24 protein-coding genes and 1 rRNA gene are annotated in these 23,025 nt (G+C 63.0%); 14 read left to right on the top strand and 11 right to left on the bottom strand.

Features of this window, described 5'->3' with window-relative positions:
- Positions 1–249 precede the first annotated feature (249 nt).
- The 3 genes from ACHAC9_RS16480 to rrf form a co-directional block, all read right to left on the bottom strand.
- Positions 250–2,676 (bottom strand): penicillin acylase family protein, encoded by a 2,427-nt coding sequence (locus ACHAC9_RS16480; protein WP_435761284.1) that lies wholly within the window; start codon positions 2,674–2,676, stop codon positions 250–252.
- 144 nt (positions 2,677–2,820) lie between these two features.
- Positions 2,821–3,009, bottom strand: coding sequence for a hypothetical protein (locus ACHAC9_RS16475; RefSeq protein ID WP_435761282.1), 189 nt, complete (start codon positions 3,007–3,009; stop codon positions 2,821–2,823).
- A 193-nt stretch (positions 3,010–3,202) separates the two neighbouring features.
- Positions 3,203–3,315: ribosomal RNA gene (gene rrf, locus ACHAC9_RS16470) — 5S ribosomal RNA — on the bottom strand.
- A 145-nt stretch (positions 3,316–3,460) separates the two neighbouring features.
- Between rrf and ACHAC9_RS16465 the strand changes: the two genes are divergently transcribed.
- The 11 genes from ACHAC9_RS16465 to ACHAC9_RS16415 all read left to right on the top strand — a co-directional run bounded on the left by ACHAC9_RS16465 (position 3,461) and on the right by ACHAC9_RS16415 (position 13,400).
- Entirely contained in the window at positions 3,461–4,951 is a 1,491-nt protein-coding gene (locus ACHAC9_RS16465; protein ID WP_435761296.1) for a DUF4080 domain-containing protein, read from the top strand.
- Between the two features lie 55 nt (positions 4,952–5,006).
- Positions 5,007–6,140 (top strand): MlaE family ABC transporter permease, encoded by a 1,134-nt coding sequence (locus ACHAC9_RS16460; protein WP_435761280.1) that lies wholly within the window; start codon positions 5,007–5,009, stop codon positions 6,138–6,140.
- On the top strand, positions 6,140–7,003 hold the full coding sequence (locus tag ACHAC9_RS16455; protein ID WP_435761278.1) for an ABC transporter ATP-binding protein: 864 nt from the start codon (positions 6,140–6,142) through the stop codon (positions 7,001–7,003). The genes ACHAC9_RS16460 and ACHAC9_RS16455 overlap by 1 nt, the downstream gene beginning before the upstream one ends.
- A 1-nt stretch (position 7,004) precedes the next feature.
- On the top strand, positions 7,005–7,952 hold the full coding sequence (locus ACHAC9_RS16450) for an MlaD family protein (RefSeq protein WP_435761276.1): 948 nt from the start codon (positions 7,005–7,007) through the stop codon (positions 7,950–7,952).
- Positions 7,953–7,960: 8 nt separating this feature from the next.
- Complete coding sequence (locus tag ACHAC9_RS16445) at positions 7,961–8,578, top strand: ABC-type transport auxiliary lipoprotein family protein (RefSeq protein WP_435761274.1); 618 nt, start codon at positions 7,961–7,963, stop codon at positions 8,576–8,578.
- Positions 8,575–9,735, top strand: coding sequence for a VanZ family protein (locus ACHAC9_RS16440; RefSeq protein ID WP_435761272.1), 1,161 nt, complete (start codon positions 8,575–8,577; stop codon positions 9,733–9,735). The genes ACHAC9_RS16445 and ACHAC9_RS16440 overlap by 4 nt, the downstream gene beginning before the upstream one ends.
- Before the next feature lie 52 nt (positions 9,736–9,787).
- Positions 9,788–10,114 carry a (2Fe-2S) ferredoxin domain-containing protein gene (locus tag ACHAC9_RS16435; protein WP_435761270.1) on the top strand — a complete coding sequence of 109 codons (327 nt, stop codon included), beginning with the start codon at positions 9,788–9,790 and terminating at the stop codon, positions 10,112–10,114.
- Between the two features lie 15 nt (positions 10,115–10,129).
- A complete protein-coding gene (locus tag ACHAC9_RS16430) occupies positions 10,130–10,765 on the top strand; it encodes an alpha/beta hydrolase (RefSeq protein WP_435761268.1) in 636 nt (211 codons plus the stop codon).
- A gap of 110 nt (positions 10,766–10,875) precedes the next feature.
- A complete protein-coding gene (locus ACHAC9_RS16425) occupies positions 10,876–12,021 on the top strand; it encodes a D-alanyl-D-alanine carboxypeptidase family protein (protein WP_435761266.1) in 1,146 nt (381 codons plus the stop codon).
- A 141-nt stretch (positions 12,022–12,162) separates the two neighbouring features.
- Positions 12,163–13,083: an aldo/keto reductase gene (locus ACHAC9_RS16420; RefSeq protein WP_435761264.1), complete on the top strand. Its 921-nt coding sequence runs from the start codon at positions 12,163–12,165 to the stop codon at positions 13,081–13,083.
- Between the two features lie 8 nt (positions 13,084–13,091).
- Entirely contained in the window at positions 13,092–13,400 is a 309-nt protein-coding gene (locus ACHAC9_RS16415) for a metal-sensitive transcriptional regulator (RefSeq protein ID WP_435761262.1), read from the top strand.
- Between the two features lie 70 nt (positions 13,401–13,470).
- Here the strand turns inward: ACHAC9_RS16415 and pssA are convergent, their stop codons facing one another.
- Positions 13,471–14,262 (bottom strand): CDP-diacylglycerol--serine O-phosphatidyltransferase, encoded by a 792-nt coding sequence (gene pssA / locus ACHAC9_RS16410; RefSeq protein WP_435761260.1) that lies wholly within the window; start codon positions 14,260–14,262, stop codon positions 13,471–13,473.
- Positions 14,263–14,398: 136 nt separating this feature from the next.
- On the opposite strand from pssA, the gene ACHAC9_RS16405 reads away from it, so the two are divergent.
- Together ACHAC9_RS16405 and ACHAC9_RS16400 are read left to right on the top strand one after the other, a co-directional pair.
- Positions 14,399–15,445 (top strand): CAP domain-containing protein, encoded by a 1,047-nt coding sequence (locus ACHAC9_RS16405; RefSeq protein ID WP_435761258.1) that lies wholly within the window; start codon positions 14,399–14,401, stop codon positions 15,443–15,445.
- A 4-nt stretch (positions 15,446–15,449) separates the two neighbouring features.
- A complete protein-coding gene (locus ACHAC9_RS16400; RefSeq protein WP_435761256.1) occupies positions 15,450–16,052 on the top strand; it encodes an Hpt domain-containing protein in 603 nt (200 codons plus the stop codon).
- 18 nt (positions 16,053–16,070) lie between these two features.
- On the opposite strand, the gene ACHAC9_RS16395 is transcribed toward ACHAC9_RS16400, so the two are convergent.
- The 7 genes from ACHAC9_RS16395 to rpmH all read right to left on the bottom strand — a co-directional run bounded on the left by ACHAC9_RS16395 (position 16,071) and on the right by rpmH (position 21,223).
- A complete protein-coding gene (locus tag ACHAC9_RS16395; protein WP_435761254.1) occupies positions 16,071–16,277 on the bottom strand; it encodes a hypothetical protein in 207 nt (68 codons plus the stop codon).
- A 341-nt stretch (positions 16,278–16,618) separates the two neighbouring features.
- On the bottom strand, positions 16,619–17,197 hold the full coding sequence (locus ACHAC9_RS16390; RefSeq protein ID WP_435761252.1) for a DUF1439 domain-containing protein: 579 nt from the start codon (positions 17,195–17,197) through the stop codon (positions 16,619–16,621).
- A 49-nt stretch (positions 17,198–17,246) separates the two neighbouring features.
- Positions 17,247–18,626, bottom strand: a complete 1,380-nt coding sequence (mnmE, locus tag ACHAC9_RS16385) for a tRNA uridine-5-carboxymethylaminomethyl(34) synthesis GTPase MnmE (RefSeq protein ID WP_435761250.1) — start codon at positions 18,624–18,626, stop codon at positions 17,247–17,249.
- An 88-nt stretch (positions 18,627–18,714) separates the two neighbouring features.
- Complete coding sequence (yidC, locus tag ACHAC9_RS16380; RefSeq protein WP_435761248.1) at positions 18,715–20,388, bottom strand: membrane protein insertase YidC; 1,674 nt, start codon at positions 20,386–20,388, stop codon at positions 18,715–18,717.
- 11 nt (positions 20,389–20,399) lie between these two features.
- Entirely contained in the window at positions 20,400–20,660 is a 261-nt protein-coding gene (gene yidD / locus ACHAC9_RS16375; protein WP_435761246.1) for a membrane protein insertion efficiency factor YidD, read from the bottom strand.
- Positions 20,657–21,058, bottom strand: coding sequence for a ribonuclease P protein component (rnpA, locus tag ACHAC9_RS16370; RefSeq protein ID WP_435761244.1), 402 nt, complete (start codon positions 21,056–21,058; stop codon positions 20,657–20,659). Before rnpA ends, yidD begins: the two co-directional genes overlap by 4 nt.
- A gap of 30 nt (positions 21,059–21,088) precedes the next feature.
- Positions 21,089–21,223 (bottom strand): 50S ribosomal protein L34, encoded by a 135-nt coding sequence (gene rpmH / locus ACHAC9_RS16365; RefSeq protein ID WP_040378179.1) that lies wholly within the window; start codon positions 21,221–21,223, stop codon positions 21,089–21,091.
- A gap of 337 nt (positions 21,224–21,560) precedes the next feature.
- Here rpmH and dnaA point away from each other — a divergent pair, with 337 nt between their 5' ends.
- Positions 21,561–22,946 carry a chromosomal replication initiator protein DnaA gene (gene dnaA / locus ACHAC9_RS16360; protein ID WP_435761242.1) on the top strand — a complete coding sequence of 462 codons (1,386 nt, stop codon included), beginning with the start codon at positions 21,561–21,563 and terminating at the stop codon, positions 22,944–22,946.
- Positions 22,947–23,025: the final 79 nt, after the last annotated feature.

Below are 23,025 nucleotides of genomic sequence, written 5' to 3'. Positions count from 1 at the left end.
GTTCGGTACTGCGTCTTGCTACTTGGCGACAAAGCGTTTTGTTTGTCAGCAGCAGAGAGATGAGATTATGCAGTGTTTCGCGATTCTCGTCAACCTCTTTCTTGCTACACCGCAGTGTTTCGCAGTGCCCTGTTGCAACTCCAACGACTTGATTTCGTGGTCGTTTTCAACAGGAGGCGAATTATAGCGAACCCCGGCCGCAGTGGGCAAGTGCTTTTTTGCGGCCGGGGTGTTGCCGGCAGAATCGCCCTATTCGCTCTTGAGCGTCATCGGCTGGTAGTTCGGATCGGCCTTGATCTTGTCCTCCGTAAAGGGCAAGGCCGGCCACTCCTTGCGCGAGAACACGCCGGTCTGGTCGGCGTAATACGGCGACTTCGGATCGGTCGACTGCCCGTAGGTCAGCATTGCCTGGGCGACCGGGCCCTGATCGTCGAAGCTCACTGCCTGGATATAGCTCTGGCCCCAGTGCACGCCGTTGTAACCGGTGTTCGTCAAGGCGCTGCGCATCGTCAGCGAGTTATACGAGCCGTCGACGTTACCGATACCGCCATGCAGCGCTATGCGCACGCCATTGCGCGTTTCGGTCTGGTAGTCGCCCAGCTTGCCGTCGAACGCGATGCCGAGCCCTTGCAGCTTGAGTGCGGCATTCTTGAGGGCCGCGAGCATGGCGGGAACGGCGCCTGGCGCGAGACCGTTCGGCGTATTCACCGGATCGGCCGGGTTGAACGGCACCGCCCACTTGTTGGGAATCGCGGCAGCGCTGTTCCAGTACTCGCGGAACAGCACGGCGCCGCGGCTGTCGATGTTCACCCGGCGGTCCCAGGCTGCCAGTGCGGTGCAGGCCTGGAGCAGGACGGCGTCGCCACTGGCCGTGCAGGCCGGCAGCAATTCCGGCAGCACCAGCTCGGCCGCATGCAGGCGATTCGCAAACGCCAGCGCCTGCATGTCAGGCAGGCCGATCTTCTTTGTCAGCGCCAGCTCTTCGAACTGGCGGAAGCCAATGCGCGTGCGCAGGCTCTGCTCGGCATTGACGCGGCCATACAGGGGGGAGAAGCCGAGCGGCGCCGGCCCGATCAGCAAGGCTTTCGGATTGTTCAGCCAGTAGCTGTCGTTCGAATTGCCTACGTAATCGGTGCGGATCGCCCACGGACTATTGGCTGGTGAATAGATCCCGGCCGGCGCATTCGCATCCTGGCCCCAGCCACAACTGCTGCGCGAACCGTCGAACAGCAGTGCCGCCTGCAGCAACAGGCAACCGTTGCCGAATTTCTGCGCGCCCATGTGCGGCACCACGCTGGCGTCGGCGAACAGCACATTGCCATCACGGTCGGCGGCCAGCGTATTCACCCAGGGCAGGCCGACGGTCTTGTCGAGCGACGCCTTGATCGCCTGCACATTATTCGCCTTGCCGATGCCCAGCCATTGCTCGAGCATGCGGGTGTTGTTGCGGTTCGGATCGGCCAGCACATAGGCCGCGCTCGCCGTCCAGGTCATGCCCGCCTCCGGCTTGACGATCACCGCGCCTTGCCGGCTGAACCAGAAGGTCTTGCTGCGCTTCGTCAGCGAGCCGTCGGCCTGCAGCAGGTCGACCGAGACCGTTTTCGAGCTCATCTTGTTCGGAGCGCCGTCAACCAGATAGGTGGTACCACTCGTATCGCTTGCGTCGAGCGACAGGCGGAAGGTGGTGAAGTGGATCGCCGTGGTGACCGTATGGCTCCAGGCAATGTCCTTATTAAAACCGATCACGATCGCCGGAATGCCGCCGATGATGACGCCCATCGCATCATAGGTGCCGGGCACCGTCAGGTGGGCCTGGTAGAAGCGGTCGGCCGAGGTCCACGGATAATGCGGATTCCCGAGCAGGAGACCGCGGCCGTTGGCGGACAGATCCTTGCCGACGGCCAGCGCATTGCTGCCGATCCCTTGCCGGTTGAGTTTATCGAGGCGCGCCAGCAGGAAGGCCGGATCGAACTTGCGCGCGCTCCTGGCAGCGACCGTCGCGCCCGCCACACGCCCGGCCGCCACGAATTCTTTCGCAAACACCTGGCCGGTCGCGTGCAAGGCCTTCTCGGCCATGATCAACATCATATCGTCGACCGTGATCGGGCGCACCCACCTGGCGTTGTTGCAGGCGGCCGGATACAGGCCGGCGAACGCCTTCACATAACGGTTGTAGCCTTCGACATAGCCCTCGATGAGTTCGCGCGGCTCGGGTGCGCCGGCGGCATAGTTGGCGCGCAGTTGTTCGAGGTCGAGATAGCCCTTGAAAAAGAAGTCGCTGTCTTCGTTCTTCAGGTCCATGAAGCCGCTGGCGGCGCCGTATTCGTCGCCGGTGCGTTGCGGCGCGCGCGCTTCTCCGCCAAAGAACTGCGCGCGTTCGCCACGTACCGTCAGCACGGTATCGGCAAACATGCAGACATTGTCCTGTGCATAGGCATAGGCCAGGCCATAGCCGAGGCTGCGGAAGTCCTTGGCGCGCACGTGCGGCACCCCGTAGGTGGTGCGGGCAACGTCGACGTCGATGCGGGAGGCGGTGGCGACCGGCGGCGGCGCTGCCGTTTCCGTGCTGTCGTCATCATTGCTGCTGCAGCCGGCCAGCGAGAGCAGCAGCATCGCGGCGACGCTGGCATATCGCAAGGGTGGGAATGGGTTCAATTGCACTTGCTGACGTTTCATGTGGACGCTTTCTGCGGGTATCCGCGTGGCGAAATGAAAGACGAATGGCTCCCGGATGGCACGGCGGCACATTCGGAGAACCAGTTTGAACGTCGGGAAGTAGCAGGCAAGCTGGCAAAGTTGATGGGTTCCGGCGATTGCCGATTATTTCGCCAGCGACAAGGGCAGCACGGGCCCGATCTTCATACCGGCTTGCCTGGCAGCGCCATGAATGGCATCGATACGCGCGCCCATTGCCGGGTGCGAGGTGACATAGTGGGAACCGGGAAGCGCATCGGCATCGCGCGCGCCGCCCGCATGGCCGTAGCGGCACCCCCGCACCTGCAAGGCCATCGCGTCCGCCGCCGACTCGCGTGCGCGCGAATAACTGGCATTACCCAGCTGCTGCGCCGGTGAGACAGGTGCGCCATCTCATGCGCGAGCACGAAGGCGAGACCGTTCTCCGACTACACATGCGCGAGCAGTGCTGAAAAAAAAGACGAAAAAAAAACCCCAGCACACGGGCTGGGGTTTTTCTTTATAACTAGCCTGACGATAACCTACTTTCACACTGGTTGCAGCACTATCATCGGCGCAAAGTCGTTTCACGGTCCTGTTCGGGATGGGAAGGGGTGGGACCGACTTGCTATGGTCATCAGGCATAACTTGCTGGGACGCTGTTCCACAACTGGGCAACAACTCCCTGAATTCCGGGGTGCATTCTAACAGGCAAGCTCAAGGAGCGCCAGCACGGATTGCGGCGACAACGCGTAAAATGCTTCCTTTGCTCGAAACGCTTGCCGCCATGACCATCCTGTTGTCCACCCTGAACGCCCGCTATGCCCACGCTTCGCTGGGCCTGCGTTATCTGCTGGCGAACATGGGCCCGCTCGGCCCCGACACGCGGATCCAGGAATTCGTCATCGGCGCCAAGACCACCGAGGTGGTCGAGCGCCTGCTGGCCCAGCACCCGCGCATCATCGGCTTCGGCGTGTATATATGGAACGTCGAAGAAACGACGCGCATCGTGGCGATGTTGAAACGCGTCGCGCCCGAGGTGACGATCGTGCTGGGCGGCCCGGAAGTGTCGTACGAGACGAACGAGCAGGCGATCGTCAAACTGGCCGATTACGTCGTCACCGGCTGGGGCGACCTCACCTTCGCACAATTGTGCACCGAGATCCTGCAGGGGCCCCAGCCGCTGATGAAGGTGCATGCCGGCGTGCAGCCGCCCATGGCGCAAGTCGCGCTGCCCTACTCCCTATATAGTGACGAGGACATCGCGCACCGCACTTTATATGTGGAAGCCTCGCGCGGCTGCCCGTTCAAATGCGAGTTCTGCCTGTCCTCGCTCGATAAAACCGCCTGGCCGTTCCCCTTGGAGGCCTTCCTCGCACAGATGGAAGCGCTGCATGCCAGAGGCGCGCGCCTGTTCAAATTCGTCGACCGCACGTTCAACCTGAACGTCAAGACGAGCATGAAGATCATGCAGTTTTTCTTCGATAAGCTGGAGGCGAACCCGGAAGATCCTGTGTATGCCCACTTCGAGCTGGTGCCGGATCATTTGCCGGAAGCGCTGAAGGAAATGATCGCGCGTTTTCCCGCCGGCGCCTTGCAGTTCGAGATCGGCATCCAGAGTTTCAATCCGGAGGTGCAGGCGCTGGTCAGCCGGCGCCAGGACAATGCCAAGGCTGCGGACAACATTCGCTGGCTGTGCGAGCACTCGCAGGCGCACCTGCACGTCGACCTGATCGCCGGCCTGCCCGGCGAGGACATCGCCAGTTTTGCGCGCGGTTTCGATCAACTGGTCGGTCTCGGCGCCCACGAGATCCAGTTCGGCATCTTGAAACGCCTGCGCGGCACGCCAATCATCCGCCACACCGAGCCCTATCACATGGTGTACGACCCATATCCGCCGTACACCGTGCTGGCGACGAGCCTGATCGACTTCCCGACCATGCAGCGCCTGGTGCGCTTCGCGCGCTATTGGGACCTGGTGGCCAACTCCGGGCGCTTCGCGTATACCACGCCCGAACTGCTGGGCGTGCGCCCGTTCGAAAACTTCATGGCCTTCTCGGACTGGATCTATACGAAGCTTGACGCCACCCACCGCATCGCCCTCGACCGGCTGGCGAAACTGGTGGCCGAGTGGTTGCAGGTGACCGGCATGGAGCGCGAACGTGCGCTGGGCCTGGTGGCGAGCGACTATGCGGGCGGCATCGACAGCCCGGCCAAAAAGGAGCGCGCGGCGGCCGTCGCGGCCCCGGCAAGGCAGGTCCGCCATCTCGCAGCTTGAGCACGCTAGATCGTCCTGAATGGCAGAGACAGCAAATTCCTTTTACACTGCAACAATGCAGATTGAAAATACGCCAACATTAACCATCGAACAGGCCGCCGGCGGCGCGGCGCAATCTGTCATCGTCAGCGGCGTCTGGCAGGTGCATGCGCTGAGCCAGAAGGGGATGCTCAAGGGGATCAACCGCACGCTGACCGGCCTGAAAAAGAAGGCCAACCTTGCGTGGGACCTGACCGGCGTGACCAGCATCGACCACATCGGCGCCCAGTTGTTGTGGAATGCCTGGGGCAAGAAGCGTCCTGCGAACTTGCAGCTCGACCCGCGCCAGGAAGAGCTGTTCGCGCGCATCGAGCAGGCCAGCCGCCATACCCTGGCGCGCCACAAGGTCAGCCCGCTGAACTGGATCATCGTGCTCGGCGCCGGCCTGCTGAACTTTTTCGAGCACCTGCACGGTTTTATTGAACTGATCGGCCGCCTGATCCAGGATCTGGGCCGCTTCATCCGCCGCCCGAACACGGGACCCTGGCGCGAAATCTCGGCGAACATCTATCATTCCGGCTTCCAGGCGCTGGGCATCACGGCGCTGGTCGGCTTCCTGATTGGCGTGGTGCTGTCTTTCCTGTCGGCCCAGCAGCTGCGCCAGTTCGGCGGCGACATCTACCTGGTCGACATCCTGGGCATGAGCGTGGTCCGCGAACTGGGCCCGCTGCTGGCGGCAATTCTGGTTGCCGGCCGCTCGGGTTCCTCGATCACGGCGCAATTGGGCGTGATGCGGGTGAACGAGGAACTCGACGCCATGCTGGTGATGGGCATCTCGCACGGCTACCGCCTGATCATGCCGAAGGTGGTCGCACTGGCGATCGCGATGCCGCTGCTGGTGGTCTGGACCGACGCCATGGCCCTGCTCGGCGGCGCGTCTTCGGCGAAACTGGAACTGGGCCTGTCGTTCCGCTACTTCCTGCAAAAGCTGCCGGACGCAGTCCCCTTGGTGAACTACACGATCGGCCTCCTGAAAGGCATGACCTTCGGCGTGCTGATCGCGCTGGTGTCCTGCCATTTCGGCCTGCGCATCAAGCCGAATACCGAAAGCCTGGGGCGCGGCACCACGACCTCGGTGGTGACGTCGATCACGGTCGTGATCCTGGCCGACGCGGTGTTTGCGATCGTCTTTTCCGGCGTGGGGTTCTGATGGCTGACACGAAGCAACAACGCGGGCCGCAACGCCTGAACCGCAAGCCCGAGGAAGACGTTGGCCCGCCGGTGGTCGAGATCCGCGGCCTGTGGACCAAGTTCGGCAAGACGGTCATTCACCAGGACCTCAATCTCGAGATCTATTCGGGCGAGATCCTGTCGATCGTCGGCGGCTCGGGCACGGGTAAAACCGTGCTGCTGCGCCAGATGCTGGGATTGGAAAGGCCGGCGCGCGGCTGCGTGCGCGTGTTCGGGGAAGACATCAGCGAAGCCAAGCCGGAACAACTGCAACGCATGCGCAACCACTGGGGCATGCTGTTCCAGCAGGGCGCGCTGTATTCGGCGCTGACGGTGTTCGACAACATCGCCCAGCCGATGCGCGAGCTGCGCGCCCTGCCCGAGGACGTGATCCGCGACGCCGTGCTGCTGAAAATGGACATGGTGGGCCTGGGCGCGGAACACGCGAACAAGATGCCGTCCGATCTGTCGGGCGGGATGACCAAGCGCGCGGCCCTGGCGCGCGCGCTGGCGCTGGAACCGAGATTGCTGTTCCTGGACGAACCGACGGCGGGACTCGATCCCGACGCGTCGGATGCATTTGTCACGCTGATCCAGGCGCTGCACCGCGAACTGAAACTGACTGTGGTGATGGTCACCCACGACCTCGATACGCTGTTTGCGCTGTCCTCGCGCATTGCGGTCCTGGCCGACAAACACGTGCTGGCGGTGGGACCGTCGCGCGACGTGCTGCGGGTGGACCATCCGTTCATTAAACACTTCTTCCTCGGCGGACGCGGGCAGCGGGCACTCGAAGTGCTCGACGAACGCGACGAAGCGGCGGACGAAGAACCGAAAGAGTGACATGGAAAACCGATCGTATGCATTAATGACGGGCATCTTCACGATTGCCCTGCTGGTGGCCACCATCCTGGTGGGCCTCTGGCTGAACCGCGACAAGACCGAACGCTCGCCCTACGAAATCGTCACCACCCAGTCGATCCCCGGCTTGAATCCCCAGGCGACGGTGCGTTACCGCGGCCTGGAAGTGGGACGCGTCGAGGAAATCGTGTTCGATCCGAAGGTGACGGGCCAGATCATGATCCGCCTGTCGGTCGAAGACGGCTCCCCGATCACCACCACGACCTTCGCGTCGCTCGGCTACCAGGGCGTGACCGGCATCGCCTTCATCCAGTTAGATGACGACCGCACCGGTTCGCCGCTCCTGAAAGCCAACCGCGACCAGGTAGGCCGCATTCCGCTGCGTCCGGGCCTGCTCGACCAGCTGGAAAAGCGCGGCGTCGCCATCCTCGACCGCACCGAGCAGATTACGACGCGCATCAACACCCTGATGAGCGACGAGAACCAGAAGACCATCATCGGGGCTTTTGACAATATCAGCAAGGCGGCCGCCGCTTACGGCGCGATCCCCGAAAAACTCGGGCCGACGATCGACCGCCTGCCCGCCCTGGTCGAGAAGGTCGACCGCAGCGCCGACGCTTTCGGCGCCTTCTCGAACAGCGCCAAGGCGACCGCCGACAATTACAATCGCCTGGCGACCGGCCTTCAGGCGCCGGACGGCCCGCTGAATCGCCTGAACGGCGCCATCGGCTCGCTGCAGGGCGTGACGTCCGACCTGGAATCGGAAACGCTGCCGCACCTGACCCGCATGACGGACGAAGCGCGCACGGCGCTGCGTTCAGTGCGCCGCACCGCCGACTCGCTGTCGGACCGTCCGCAAAGCATCCTGTTCGGCAATCCGAACATTCAACCCGGCCCCGGCGAGCCAGGCTTCGCCGCCCCGACCAAATGAGGATCACCTTGAACACCACCCTGCACCGCTTCCTCGGCGCTGCCGTCCTCGCCCTCGCCGTCGCCGGCTGCGCCTCGAACAAAGCCAAAGAAGGCGGCAATACCCAGTTCGACTTCGGGCCGCTCGGCGCACCAGGCACTCCCGCAGCGCAGGCACCGCTGGCCGCCATCATCGTGATGGACGCGACCGGCTCGCCGACCTTCGAGAACGAACGCATGGTCTACCGCCTGAACTACAACGACCCGCTGCAGGCGCGCACCTATGCCAACAGCCGCTGGAGCGCGAACCCGCTGCTGCTGCTCACGCAGCGTGTGAAATCGCGCCTGGCCCAGGCCGGCGTGAAGGTGCTGTCGGCCACCGACTCGAGCAACAACATCCCCATTTTACGCATCGAGATCGACGACTTTTCGCACGCATTTTCCAGCACCAGCGCCAGCGAAGGCCAGGTGATGCTGCGCGCTTCTCTGTTCAACGGCCACGCACTGCAGGACCAGAAGACGTTTACACGCGCCACGCCGGCGCCGAGTGCCGACGCCGCCGGCGGCGCGCGTGCGCTGACCGCCAGCACCGACGCCGTTGCCGCCGACATCATTGCCTGGCTCGCCTCCGCTAACCGCAAACGATGACCGCATCGGAAGCACACGGGGACGGGCAAGGCGCTGCAACTGACAACACCGCGCCGCGCCGCGGCTCGCCCGTCGCGCGCGCGGCGCTGCTGGCCTACCTGCTGCTGATCGTCTACGCCAGCTGGTTCCCGTTCACGGGCTGGCGCAGCAACGGCTTGCCGCTGCTGTCGTTCATGAACCTGGTCAAGCAGCGCTACTTCACCGGCTTCGACGTGATGGTGAATATCGTCGGCTACGTCCCCCTTGGCATCCTGCTGGCGCTGGCCCTGTATCCGCGGGTGCGCGGGGTGTGGGCGGCATTGCTGGCGACGCTGCTCGGCTTCCTGGTCACCGGCACCATGGAAACGGTGCAGAATTTCCTGCCCAGCCGTGTGCCCTCGAACCTGGATTTGCTGACGAATGCGGCCGGCTGCTTCATCGGCGCCTGCATCGGCCCGCTCATGGCCAGGAGTCTGCTCGACCAGGGCCGCCTGTACCGCGTGCGCAAACGCTGGTTCGCGCCGCACGCCAGCCAGGGGCTGGTGCTGCTTGCGCTGTGGCCGCTGGCCCAGATCTATCCGCAAAGTTTTTTATTTGGCCACGGCCAGGTGTTACCCATTATTTCGGGCTGGCTGTCGACCTGGTTCGAGACCGACATCGACTTGATCGCCATGCTGCGCCCGGGTCCGGCAATGAGCGTGGAGCAGTTCTGGCTGTCGGAAACGATCATCACCGCCTGCGGCATGACCGGCGCCGCGCTCACCCTGCTGTGCCTGCTGCGCAGGGGCGCGCCGCGATTCGCGTTGATGCTCCTGATGCTGGCCGCCGCCCTGGTGCTAAAAACCCTGGCCAGTTCGCTGCTGTTCCGGCCGGATAACGCCTTCGTGTGGGTGACGCCGGGCGCCGAGGGCGGCTTCCTGATCGGCTTGATCATGCTGGCGGGCCTGGCCTTTGCGCCGCAAATCGCGCAGCGGCGGCTGGCCGTTGTCACCCTCGTGCTGAGCCTGATCGTGTTGAACACGATTCCTGCGAACCCGTATTTCACGCTGACGCTGCAGGGCTGGGTACAGGGGAAATTCCTGAATTTTAATGGGGCCGCCCAGTTTTTATCCTTATTGTGGCCATTCTTTGCCCTGTGGTTCCTGCTCTTACCGTCCCATAAACTGAATCGCGGATAAGAACGCGTATCATTGCGGCTGGCTTAGTCACGTCAAGGATAGCGAGAACGACATGAGCGACAACAAACCGTATTACGAGCACCACGTATTCTTTTGCATGAACGTGCGCGAGGGCGAGAATTGCCGCGAGAGCTGTGGCAAGTCCGGCGCCGAGATCGCGCAAAAGCACGCCAAGAAGCGCATCAAGAAGCTCGGCCTGAGCGAACCGGGCAAGGTACGCATCAACCAGGCCGGCTGCCTCGAGCGCTGCGAAGAAGGCCCGGTGCTCGTCGTCTACCCGCAAGGCACCTGGTACACCTATGTCGACACCAGCGACATCGACGACATCATCGACACGCACATCCTCGGCGGTCAGATCGTCGAACGCCTGAAAATCTGATTATTTTTTAAGTACATGAACAAGTTTTCGAAACGTTTCACCCTCGACGGTCCGGTCGGCAAGATGGAATGCATGCTCGACCTGCCGGAAGGCACCCCGCGCGGGATCGCCCTGGTCGCCCACCCGCATCCGCTCTACGGCGGCACCATGGAAAACAAGGTCACGCAAACATTGGCGCGCACCTTTGTCACGCTCGGCTATGCCACGGCGCGTTTTAATTTCCGCGGCGTCGGCCAATCGGAAGGCGAGCATGACCGCGGCCACGGCGAAGTCGACGACATGGCCTGCATGATGGAACACATGCAGTCGCAGTACCCCGGCTTGCCGGTGGCATTGTCCGGCTTTTCCTTCGGTACCTTCGTGCAGGCCCAGCTGCACGCACGCCTGGTGAACGAGGGCAAACCGGATGCGATCGAGCGCCTGGTGCTGGTCGGCTGCGCCGCCGGTAAATGGCCGCTGCCGAACGTGCCGGAAGACACGATCCTGATCCATGGCGAGCTGGACGACACGATCACGCTGCAGATGGTGTTCGACTGGGCGCGGCCGCAGGAAATCCCGGTGATCGTGATCCCGGGCGCGGATCACTTCTTCCACAAGCGCCTCAACCCGATCAAAAATCTTGTCGTGCAGATGTGGCGGCGTGACAATTGAGCGCGGCACTGGCCTATAATTAGGCACTTCAATAAATCCATGCCGCTGGGAAATGCTCCACGCAGACCTGCGGCATCCGCACCACCTCTACTGACTCACATTTAGCTCCCATGAAAAAACTGATTGCGGCCCTGGCCGCCAGCCTGTTGACGCTGTCGGCCAGCGCGCAGACCGTGCCTGCTCCACAGATCGCGGCGAAATCGTGGCTGTTGCTCGACGCCACCAGCGGCCAGGTCATCGCGGCCCAGGACCCGAACGCGCGTATCGAACCGGCATCGCTCACCAAGATCATGACCGCCTATGTCACCTTCGGCGCCATCCGCGACAAGAAGCTGGCCCTGAACACGATGGTCACCGTCTCGACCCGTGCCTGGAAAGTCGATTCGAGCAGCTCGAAGATGTTCATCGACCCGGCCACCCCAGTCAGCGTGGACGACCTGCTGCATGGCCTGATGGTGCAGTCGGGTAACGACGCGGCCGTGGCGCTGGCCGAAGCCGTCGCCGGCGACGAAGGCACCTTCGTGGTGCTGATGAACCGCGAAGCCCAGCGCATGGGCCTGAAGAACACGCGGTTCGCCAACCCGCACGGCCTGCCGAGCCCGGACAACTTCTCGACCGCGCAAGACCTGGCGCAGCTGGCCACCAACGTGATCCGCGATTTCCCGGAGTTCTACAAGATCGACTCGGTCAAGCAGTTCACCTACAACAAGATCACCCAGCAGAACCGCAACCGCCTGCTGTGGCTGGACCCGACCGTCGACGGCATGAAGACCGGCCACACCGATTCCTCGGGCTACAGCATGATCGCCTCGGCGCGCCGCCCGAATGGTGCCTCCGGCCAGCGCCGCCTGATTTCGGTCGTCTCGGGCGCCAGCTCGGATGCGGTGCGTACCCAGGAAAGCCAGAAGCTGCTGAACTGGGGTTTCCAGAACTTCGACACCGTGAAACTGTATTCGAAGGGCCAGGCAATCGCCACGCCGGAAGTGTGGAAGGGTGCGCAATCGACGGTGAAGATCGGTTTCACGAATGACGTGCTGGTGACGGTACCGAAGGGCGTTGCCGGCAAACTCAAGCCTGTGCTCGAGCGCAAGGACCCGCTGGTCGCCCCGCTGGCGCGCAACGGCCGCGTCGGCACCCTGCGCATGATGGTCGACAACAAGCCGCTGCTGGTGCTCCCGGTGGTCGCGCTGGAAGAAGTGCCGGAAGCGAGCATGTTCGGCCGCGCCTGGGACTCGATGCGTTTGATGATCAAGTAAGCCTGCATACCGGCTGCTCGACAGGAATGCCCGCCCGGTTTGCGCCCGGCGGGCATTTTTTATGGCTGCCGTACCGCCCGTGCATGTCCGGCCGCCACCGCTATAATGCGCTTGTTACTTTTCAAGCAAGAAAGCCCCGCCATGTCCGAACCGTCCCTTCTCGCCTGCCCCCGCATCGCCACCCGCAAGGACGGCCTCGAACTGTCGCGCGTTATCGCCGGGATGTGGCGCCTGGGTGAATGGAACATGTCGGTCGAGCAGCGCATTGGCTTCATCGAAGACTGCATCGCGATGGGCGTGACCAGCTTCGATCATGCTGACATCTACGGCAACTACAGCGTCGAGGGCTTGTTCGGCGAAGCGCTGCGCGCCCAGCCTTCGCTGCGCGGCCGGATGGAAATCGTCAGCAAGTGCGGCATCAAGCTGGTCTCGCCCAGCCGTCCCGCGCACACGATCCAGCATTACGACACCAGTCTCGAACACATCGTCGCCTCCTGCGAGGAATCGCTGCGCCAGCTCGGCACCGACTACCTCGACCTGCTGCTGATCCACCGCCCCGATCCGCTGATGCACTTCGACGAAGTTGCCGAAGCGTTTACACGGCTGCAGGCAGCCGGCAAGGTGCGCCACGTCGGCGTGTCGAATTTCACGCGCCACCAGTTCGAGGCGCTGAATCGCCGCGTGCCGCTGGCCACCAACCAGGTCGAGTTCTCGCCGCTGCACACGGCGCCGATGTTCGACGCCACCTTCGACGGCCTGCAAGAGCTCGGTATCGCGCCAATGACCTGGTCGCCGTTCGGCGGCGGGCGCCTGTTCAGCGCGCCGGACGACGCCGGCGTCCACCTGCGCGCGGTGATCCAGCAAGTGGCCGACCGTATGGAGCAGTCGTTTGCCAGCGTCGTCTTTGCCTGGATCATGATGCTGCCGAGCCGGCCGATGCCGCTCACCGGCAGCGGCAAGATCGCCTCGGTGGCCGCAGCCGTTGCCGCCACCACCTTCACGCTCGAGCGCAGCGACTGGTTCGCGATCCTGCGCGCGGCGCGCGGCCACGAAGTCGCCTGAGGAATCGCATGGCCGAGCAACTCAAAGTCGTCGAGGGAACTGCGCTGACGGCGCAGCAAAAGAAGGATTTGTTGAACCGCCTGGCCCGCATCGAGGGCCAGCTGCGCGGGGTGCAGAAACTGATCGCGCTGGCGGCCGAGCCGGCAGACTGTGAAGCGGTGGCCCAGCAAATGGCGGCGGCGCGCAAGGCGCTCGACCGCTCGTTCGTTCAATTGCTCACGGCAACCGTCGTAACCCACAGCGAAGGCGCCGAAGACCTCGACGGCGCACGTGCCGTGGCCGCGCGGCTGGCGGCCCTGCTCGACAAGTTCGCCTAAGAGCGTCTAACAACACCCTCAGGGCAAGGCGCTGCAAGGCCGCCATGGGGGTGTTGTTAGACGCTCTAAATTAAACCTCTTCCTCGTCCGCGTAGATCACCGGCGGCGCCACGCCGCGCCAGCCGGAGCGCCATGCAATGTTCAGCAGCAGCGTGGCGCAAATGTAGAGCAGGAAGAACAACACGAAAAAACGCTCCCGCAATATGACGAGCAGCAGAATGGCCGCCGCAATCACGACTAATATCCCCTTGCTCAGGCGTTGCTTGCTGCTGGGAAAGCGTACGGTCGAGACCATCAGCGTGCCGACGGCCACCATCAGCGCCATCACGGCGAAGGCCTGGGTGATGTTCAGCACAGGATCAGGCCAGGCCACCACGACCGCCGCGACGCAGGCAGCACCGGCCGTAATCGGCATGCCGACGAAATAGCGCGGATCGGTGCGCCCTGCCGAGATATTGAAGCGGGCCAGGCGCAGGGCGCCGCAGGCGACAAAGATAAAGCAGGCCAAACCGCCCATGCGCACGATCGTTGGATGCGCAGCGCTCATCTGGGTGAAACCGTAGCAATACAGCAGCAAACCGGGGGCGCAGCCAAAATTCATGACGTCGGCAATCGAATCGAGCTGTAGGCCGAAGTCAGACTGGGTGTTCGTGGCGCGGGCAACGAAACCGTCGAGGGCATCGAAGACGCCGGCCAGCACCAGCAGGATGGCAGCAAGGCGGAAGTCTCCCGGAGCGCCAACCTGGGCATTGTCGACCGAGATGACGATGCTGCCAAAGCCACAGGCGATCGACAGCAGGGTGACGAAACTCGGCAGGGCGAATTTGGCACGTGCGAGACGTGCTTGGCGGGATTGGTTCAATTCGGGTCCGGGCAAGAAGATGGTGAGCCTATTCTACAGTGCGGGCGCGCCCGGTCGCGCACGGACCCCGCCATCGTACATATTCGATTTGCCCTAGAATGTGCGATTGGTGTTGATATGGATCGGGAGTAAACGGATGAGCGACTTGTTTCGCGTGAGGACGATCGTAGCGGGATGCGTCACCGCACTGGTTCTGGCAGGCTGCGGCGGAGGCGGAGGCGGCGGAGGTAGCGCCAGCGTCGCCGATCCAGTCCCGGTCGGCACCACGCCGCCCGCGCCCGCCAATCCGGCTCCGCTGCCGCTGCCGCCCTCGGCTCCGGAGTCGCCGGCCACGCCCGGGGCGCCGGCCGCCACCGGCAATATCGCGGTCGACGGCCGCGAATGGCTCAATTTCCGGCGCGGCCAGGTTGGGATGTCGACGCTCGTGCAGAGCACCACCATCGATATCGCCGCCCAGGGGCACTCCGATTACCAGCGCATCAACAACACCATCACGCACGACCAGATCGCGGGCCGCCAGGGCTTTACCGGCATCGACGTCAAGGCGCGCCTGGAAGCGGCGGGTTACCGGTTCAACACGAATGCATCGCGCGCATTTGGCGAAGTCATTTCCGCCGCCGGCAATAACTCGGGCCAGTACATGGCCGAAGAACTGATCACGGCGGTCTACCACCGCTTCGTCATCTTCGAACCGATATTCAAGGAAATCGGCACCGGCGCGGCCACGACGGGCGCCGGTTATAACTATTTCACCACCAATTTCACTGCCAACAACGGCTACGGTGCCGGCCTGCCCGGCGGCCAGGTGGCGGTCTGGCCCTTCAGTGACCAGACGACCGTGCCGCGCAATTTCTTCAGTAATACCGAACAACCTGATCCAGTGCCTGACCTCAACGAAGTCGGCTATCCGATCAGCGTGCACGCGAACATCGACTTGACCATTCGCGTCACGAGTTTTACGGTACGTCCGCGCGGCGGCGCCGAGCTGGCCGTACGGCTGTTGAGCAATGCGAACGACATCCACACCGGGAGCTCCTCGGCCGCCATCGTGCCGCTGGCGCCGCTGGCGGCGAACACGGTGTACGACGTCAGCTTCACGGGCTCCACCAACGTCATCAACGCTGCCGGCGTCGTCGTCAGTACCACGCCGGTCACGCGCGCCTGGTCGTTCACGACGCGCTGAGCGGATGACCGGAAACGACCCTGGCTTGAACCCGCCGTCGCCGGTCCTCGATAGGGAGGCCGGCATCGACCGCCTGATGGGCAACCGCGGCCTCTACCTGCGCGTTCTCGCACGTTTTCGCAGCGACTACCGCGACGCCGCCAAGGCGATCCGCAGCGCGCTCGATTCCCATGACACACCTCTGGCGCAGCGCCTGGCCCATACGCTCAAGGGCGCGGCAGGCATGATCGAAGCGCCCGCCTTGCATGGGGCGGCGCTGGCGCTGGACGATGCCCTGAGGGACGGCAAGCTTGACACCGGGACGCCCCTGCTGCGCCTCGAGGCCGCATTGGCCGATCTGCTGCGCACACTCGATGGGATGGACCTGATGGCGCAGGCAAGGCCGTCGCAGGCGGTGGCACCGGCACGGGGTCAGGCGCTGCCGAACCTGCGCGCCATGCTCGACAGCGGCGACGGCGCGGCGGTCGAGCTGGTTGCCGCGGCGCGCAGCGAACTGAGCGAGCTTCTTGGAGAACGGGAATATGCCGCTTTGAACGCGGCGGTGGCGGATGTCGACGACGAACGCGCTTTGAAATTGCTGGACCGGCCCGGACAGGGCCACAGCTAACTAATCGACACTGCGCTGTCAGCGCGTATATTCGGCTTCTTCGTCAAAGGCGTCGGTGCAATCCTTGCCGCAGAAACGGCGCACACTGTCGACTGGCTTATCGCAGTACCAGCATGAACCCTTCGGCGGCAGGCTGACGCGCGATGGCCTCGTCTGCGCTGCGGCAGGGGGCAGCGCGTCCGATGGCGCGCCGTCGTTCATCACACTGTCTTGTATCGTTTCCAAGGTCTCCCCCTACCGGCAGCACGTCAAGTCGTCAAGCAAGATTACTGTAGTGGAACATACCGGGCATGAGCAATCGCAATGGCGTGTTCCGATGCAGCATCGCTGCCACAGCCGTTCTGGCGATCCAGTGTGCGCCCAAGCCGGCGCTGCCGCAACGTCGCCATGAGCGCCTCCGAGCCATTGCGGCAAGCCTGCAACAGATCGTCAGAAAGACGTCCGGCAGCCGTGAAAGGCGACGTCATCTGCGGAAATCATAGCAGTCGCAGTACCGCATTCCGGCGGCATTCCAATTGTGCGGGGACGATGTGGGGGACTTTTTGTAACAGGATGCAAGGGCCTGTTCAGCGTTGCGGCGCCGGCTCGAGCGAGACGCGCAGGCCCGTCGCGGTGGTGGCGATCCGGGTCGGAACGTACTGCACGCCTGCATAGCGCAGCTCATCCATGCGGAAGCTGTAGACCGGAATATCAAGGATCGCCTTGTCGAGCAGGCCGTTCGCCGCGCGCGACAGCTGGCGGCTCACCGACTGGTCCAGCCCACTGATGGTGAAGCGCTCCAGGCGCGGCTCGGCCAGGTAGATGCCGGTCCTGGCCGGATCGACATACAGGCGCCCCGAGAAGGCCAGGCTGCCGGAGAGCGGATTGCGCAGGAAGGATTGGGCAACATTGGCGTCCACGGTCAGCGCGACGCGGTCGCCCGGCAGCACTGCCAGTTGCGGACGCGACAGGCGCACGTCGAACAGTTCGAGCAGGCGGTTATCGACCGGGAAGCGGCGGTCGAGGCCAGCCTGCAGCTTCGACAGGGGCAGGTCGACTTCGCGCGGGCCGAGGATGCTGGCGCAGGAGCTCAAGGCTGCGGCCGCAACCAGGCTTGATGCAATGATGAAAACGCGCCGCGCGCGGAAGGTTGTCTGGTCGGCCATGCTCGCTCCTTGGGTTCGGACTCAAGGGTAGCATGGACCGCGAAGACGCCTATTTCCCAATACAAAACCGGCTAAAAATCACCCCCAGCAAATCATCCGGCGTGAACGCACCCGTAATGCTCGACAGCTGATCCTGTGCCAACCTCAGCTCTTCGGCGAACAGGTCGAGCGACTGGTCGTCCTGCGCCGCATGCTGGGCCGCGACATCGAGGTGCTGGCGCGCCGCGCGCAGCGCAATCAGGTGACGTTCGCGCGCCAGGTACAGCGATTCGCCGGTCTGCTGCCAGCCGGCGATGCGGAGCAACTCCGCACGCAGCAAATCGATGCCGAGCATTTCGTTGGCCGACAGGTAGATGTGGGTCGCGTCCGCCGCCCCTTCGACGACCGGGCGGTGTCCCGACAAATCGATCTTGTTCCAGATGCGCACCACCGGCACCCCGATGGGAAAAGCGGCGACGATGGTCTCGTCGGCCGCGCTCGGGCCGAGATTGGCGTCGAGCAGGTGCAGGATCACGTCGGCCTTGCCGACCTCGCCCCAGGTGCGCTCGATGCCGATGCGCTCGACGACATCGATGCCTTCGTCGATCGCGCGAATACCGGCGGTGTCGATGATATTGAGCGGGATACCCTCGATCTGGATCGTCTCGCTGACTTTATCGCGCGTGGTGCCGGCGATCGGCGTGACGATCGCCACTTCCGCTCCCGCCAGCGCATTCAATAACGAGGACTTGCCGACGTTCGGCTGCCCGACCAGCACGACATTCAGGCCTTCGCGCAAGAGCGCGCCTTGCGCGGCCTGGCGAAACACGTGTTCGAGCGAGTCGATGATGCCGGCCAGCTGCCCGCGCGCATTCGACTTTTCAAGGAAATCGATTTCTTCTTCCGGAAAATCGAGGGTCGCCTCGACCAGCATGCGCAGATTGATCGTCTGCTCGACCAGCCGGTGCACGACTTGGGAGAATGCGCCAGACAAGGACTGCGATGCCGACTTCGCCGCCGCTTCGGTCGAGGCGTCGATCAGGTCGGCCACGGCTTCGGCCTGGGCCAGGTCGAGCTTGTCATTGAGGTAGGCGCGGCGCGTGAATTCGCCGGGCTCGGCCAGGCGCAGGCCGTGTTCGCGCCCCGCTTCCAGTACCCGCGCCAGCAGCATCTGCAGCACGACCGGGCCACCGTGGCCCTGCAGTTCGAGCACGTCTTCGCCGGTATAGGAATGCGGCGCCTTGAAGTACAGCGCGAGGCCCTGGTCGATGACGCTGCCGTCGTTCGATGCAAACGGAATATAGGTCGCGTGGCGCGGCGCCAGTGTGACGTCGGGGAACAGCGACTGGATCAGGGGAGCGAGCGACTTGCCGGAGGCGCGGACCACGCCGATGCCGCCGCGTCCAGGTGCGGTGGCAATTGCCGCGATGGGTGAGGTATCTAGCTTCATGCGCGAATTGTAGATGATTTACAGCAGGAACCTGCCGTGCATAAAAAAAGCCCGTGGAGTCCACGGGCTTCTCGTTCAGCCAAAACGCTTACTTTTTAACTTCGTACCGCTTCGTGATCACATACTGCTGCGCGATCGACACCAGGTTGTTCACGACCCAGTACAGGACCAGGCCCGACGGGAAGAAGATGAACATGACCGAGAACGCCAGCGGCATGAACAGCATCATCTTCGCCTGCATCGGATCGGCCGGCTGCGGGTTCAGTTTCGCCGTGATGTACATCGAGGCTGCGTACAGGACCGGCAGGATGAACCATGGGTCGGGCTGGGTCAGATCCTGGATCCAGCCAATCCACGGCGCGCCGCGCATCTCGACCGAGGCCTGCAGCACGTAGTACAGCGCCAGGAACACCGGCATCTGCACCAGGATCGGCAGGCAGCCGCCCAGCGGGTTGATCTTCTCGGACTTGTACAACTCCATCGTGGCCTGCTGCATCTTGACCGGGTCGGCTTTGTAGCGCTCGCGGATCGCCTGCATCTTCGGCGTCACCACACGCATCTTCGCCATGCTGCGGTAACCGGCGGCCGACAGTGGGAAGAAAGCCAGCTTGATCAGGATGGTGAAGGCGATGATGGTCCAGCCCCAGTTGCCGAGCAGCTGATGGATCTGGTCGATGATCCAGAACAGCGGTTTGGCGATGATCGCGAACATGCCGTAGTCCTTGACCAGTTCCAGGCCCGGGGTGATGGTTTCCAGACGCTTCTCGTCCTGCGGACCCGAATACAGGCGCGCGGAGTTCGAGACGGTCGCGCCCGGCGCCACGAGGCCCAGCGGCTGGACGGTACCGATCGCGTACAGGTTGGTCGCCAGCTTCTTCGTGAAGATCTCGCGCGCTGCGTTTTCAGCCGGAATGAAGGCCGAGACGAAGAAGTGCTGCGAAATCGCGACCCAGCCGCCGTTCGCCTTGGTGGCGTGCTCGGCCTTGCCTTTTTCGATGTTCTCGAAGGTCAGCTTCTGGTACTTCTCGCCCGGGGTCCACAGGGTCGGACCAGTGAAGCTCGGCGTGAACCACGAGTCGCCCGGCGGCGCATTGCCGTCGTGCTGCAGCTGCAGGTAAAGCGAGGGCTGGACCGGCGCCGCAGTCAGGTTCGTGACGTCGTGGCGCACGTCGATGACGTAATCGTTGCGTTTGAAAGTCAGCGTCTTGGTCAATTTAACGCCACCCTGCTCGGCATCGAGCACGACTTGCACGGTGTTGCCGCCATCTAGAGTGCGCAGGCCGGGACGCGCCACGAATGGCGTGTTGTGGTTCGGCAGGACGCCGGCGGCGGTCGAACCGATCAGGCCGGTCTGGCCCAGATAGGTATTGTTGCCGGAGATGTCGAACAGCACCTGGTTCTTCTTTTTATCGAAGTGGTCCGGGTATTTCAGCAGTTCGAGACGGCGGATCACGCCACCGGCGGTATCGATCTCGGCTTTTACGACGTCGGTCGTGACGGTGATGCGTTCGGCACGCACGGGCGCGGCTGGCTGGCCCGGCACCGTACCCGGTGCCGCAGCGCCTGGCAGTGCACCCGGCAGGGCGCCGGCGGCAGGAACACCGGTAGTGCTGGTGGTATTTGCTGGTGCTTGGGCAACTTTCGCTGGCGGTGTCGGCGAGAACATCGATTGCCTACCGTTCGTCACCATCCAGTTGTTCCACAGGATGACAAGCGAGACGGCGAAGACAATCCACAGAATGGTACGTTTGTTGATTTCCATTGAGGTATTGATCAGGAGTGGTTGCAACCGCAAGCGGCTGAGGGTGAATGCTTGTGCCGAGCCGGTGGCACCGGATCGACGCCGCCCTCGTTCCAGGGATGGCAGCGGCCGAGTCGGCGCGCGGCCAGCCAACTGCCGCGCAGCGCACCATGGGTCTGGAGCGCCTCGATGGCGTAGCTGGAACAGGACGGATAAAAGCGGCAATTTTGCCCGAGCATCGGCGACAGCACGAGCCGGTAGGCACGCACGATCCAGATGAGCAGGGTTTTCATGGCGTTGGCGGTGCCGCAGCAGGGCGGCGCGGACGCTGACTTGCAAGCAGGCGCGACAGTTCGGCGCGCAGCAGGCGCTTCAATGCGGCAGTCGTCGCCGGGCCGGCCTTGGTATTCACGGGACGCGCCAGGCGGACGATGCAGTCGACCGACTGGATCTCGTTCGTGCGGAACAGTTCGCGCGTGATGCGCTTGATGGTATTGCGGGTGACTGCACGCGGCGCGAAACGCTTGGCCGCGACGATGCCCAACCGCGCATGGGGCAGCGGGCTGGGACGTGTGTACAACACGAAATGCGCGGATTTTTGCGTTGGCCGCAAACGAAAAACGGATGAAAACTCATCCGTTTTTAAAATGCGCCGAGCGCGCGCGAAGTCGTGCGAACCTTCGCCTGTCATGGCCGACCGCAGTGGAGCAGGCGAACTGGCTTAGACAGCCAGACGCTTGCGGCCCTTGGCGCGGCGTGCGTTCAGGACTTGGCGGCCACCACGGGTAGCCATACGTGCGCGGAAGCCGTGCGTGCGCTTGCGACGAACGACGGAAGGTTGGTAAGTACGTTTCATGGTGGTCTCGCTTAAAGCAAAATAGGATGCAAAATCGGGTCTGACGTCTTTTTGTCAGGAATCGGCGCCAATGACAGTTCGCAGATGTTAAGCCAGCGTCACGCCACAGCATCGTCCGTGCATTTCTCAACCATAAAACTGTTGGCTGACAGGCATGCGGACGGGGAACCCTGAATTAGACTCGATTTCCGACCCGGCTGTCAAGGCGGCTGTTGTTTCCCGCCGAGGATAACTTCGTCTTTATCCCCAGCGCCACCCGAAAACCTTGGGCCAACCTGTGGATAACTTGCGCGCAAACGGGTAAAATAGCGTGTTACGCATTATCGAAGCCGCACACATGGAAAATTTTTGGCAGTCCGCCTCCGCACAACTGGAGCTCGAGCTGACGCCGCAACAATACAGCGCATGGATCAAATCGCTCGTCGTCCTCGATTACGAAGATGGCAAGCTGCGCATTGCAGCGCCCAACCGATTCAAGCTCGACTGGGTGAAGTCGCAGTTCGCCAACCGCATCACGGCGCTGGCCTGCCAGTACTGGGAAGCCCCGGTCGAGGTGCAGTTCGTGCTCGACCCGCGCCTGAACATGAAAAAACCGGACGCGGTGCGCCCTGCCCCGACCAATCAGGCCATGCCGGGCGAACTGCGCGCGTCGCCGCCGGAACCGCAGCAGAACCTGAACATCGCCAACTCGCCGAAGCGCGAGCAGAGCCGCATCAACCCGGACCTGACCTTCGACAGTTTCGTCACCGGTAAAGCCAACCAGCTGGCGCGCGCCGCCGCGATCCAGGTGGCGAACAACCCGGGCGTGTCGTACAACCCGCTGTTCTTCTACGGCGGCGTCGGCCTCGGTAAGACCCACTTGATCCATGCGATCGGCAACCAGGTGATGGTCGACAATCCGAACGCGCGCATCCGCTACATTCACGCCGAGCAGTACGTGCGCGACGTCGTCACCGCCTATCAACGCAAGGGCTTCGACGACTTCAAGCATTACTACCATTCGCTCGACATGCTGCTGATCGACGATATTCAATTTTTCGGCGGTAAAAGCCGCACGCAGGAAGAGTTCTTCTATGCGTTCGAGGCGCTGATCGCGGCAAAAAAGCAGATTATCATTACCAGTGATACTTATCCGAAAGAGATCACTGGCATGGATGACCGCCTGATCTCGCGCTTCGACTCCGGCCTGACGGTTGCGATCGAGCCGCCGGAACTGGAAATGCGCGTCGCGATTTTGCTGAAGAAAGCGCAATCCGAGGACGTAACCCTGTCGGACGACGTCGCCTTCTTCGTGGCCAAACACCTGCGCTCGAACGTGCGCGAGTTGGAGGGCGCGCTGCGCAAGATCCTGGCCTATTCGCGCTTCCACGGCAAGGACATCACGATCGACGTCGTCAAGGAAGCCCTGAAAGACTTGCTGTCGGTGCAGAACCGCCAGATCTCGGTTGAAAACATCCAGAAGACAGTCGCCGACTTTTTTAATATCAAGGTCGCCGACATGTATTCGAAGCGGCGCCCGGCGAACATCGCCCGCCCGCGCCAGATCGCCATGTACCTGGCCAAGGAACTGACGCAGAAAAGCTTGCCGGAAATCGGAGAGTTGTTCGGCGGCCGCGACCACACCACGGTGCTGCATGCGGTACGCAAGATCGCGGGAGATCGCCAGAAAAACCCCGAGTGCAATCATGAATTGCACGTGCTGGAACAGACCCTGAAGGGCTGATCCGGACGAACGCAGCCGGGGGTAGCAATTACCCCCGCCACACGGCAAAATAGTGCAGTAGCAACATCTTAGTAAACAA

Source organism: Massilia sp. CMS3.1 (assembly GCF_051262535.1).
In the GTDB taxonomy this organism is placed as follows: Bacteria; Pseudomonadota; Gammaproteobacteria; order Burkholderiales; family Burkholderiaceae_D; genus Telluria.
This window is presented reverse-complemented; position numbering and strand designations above follow the sequence as displayed.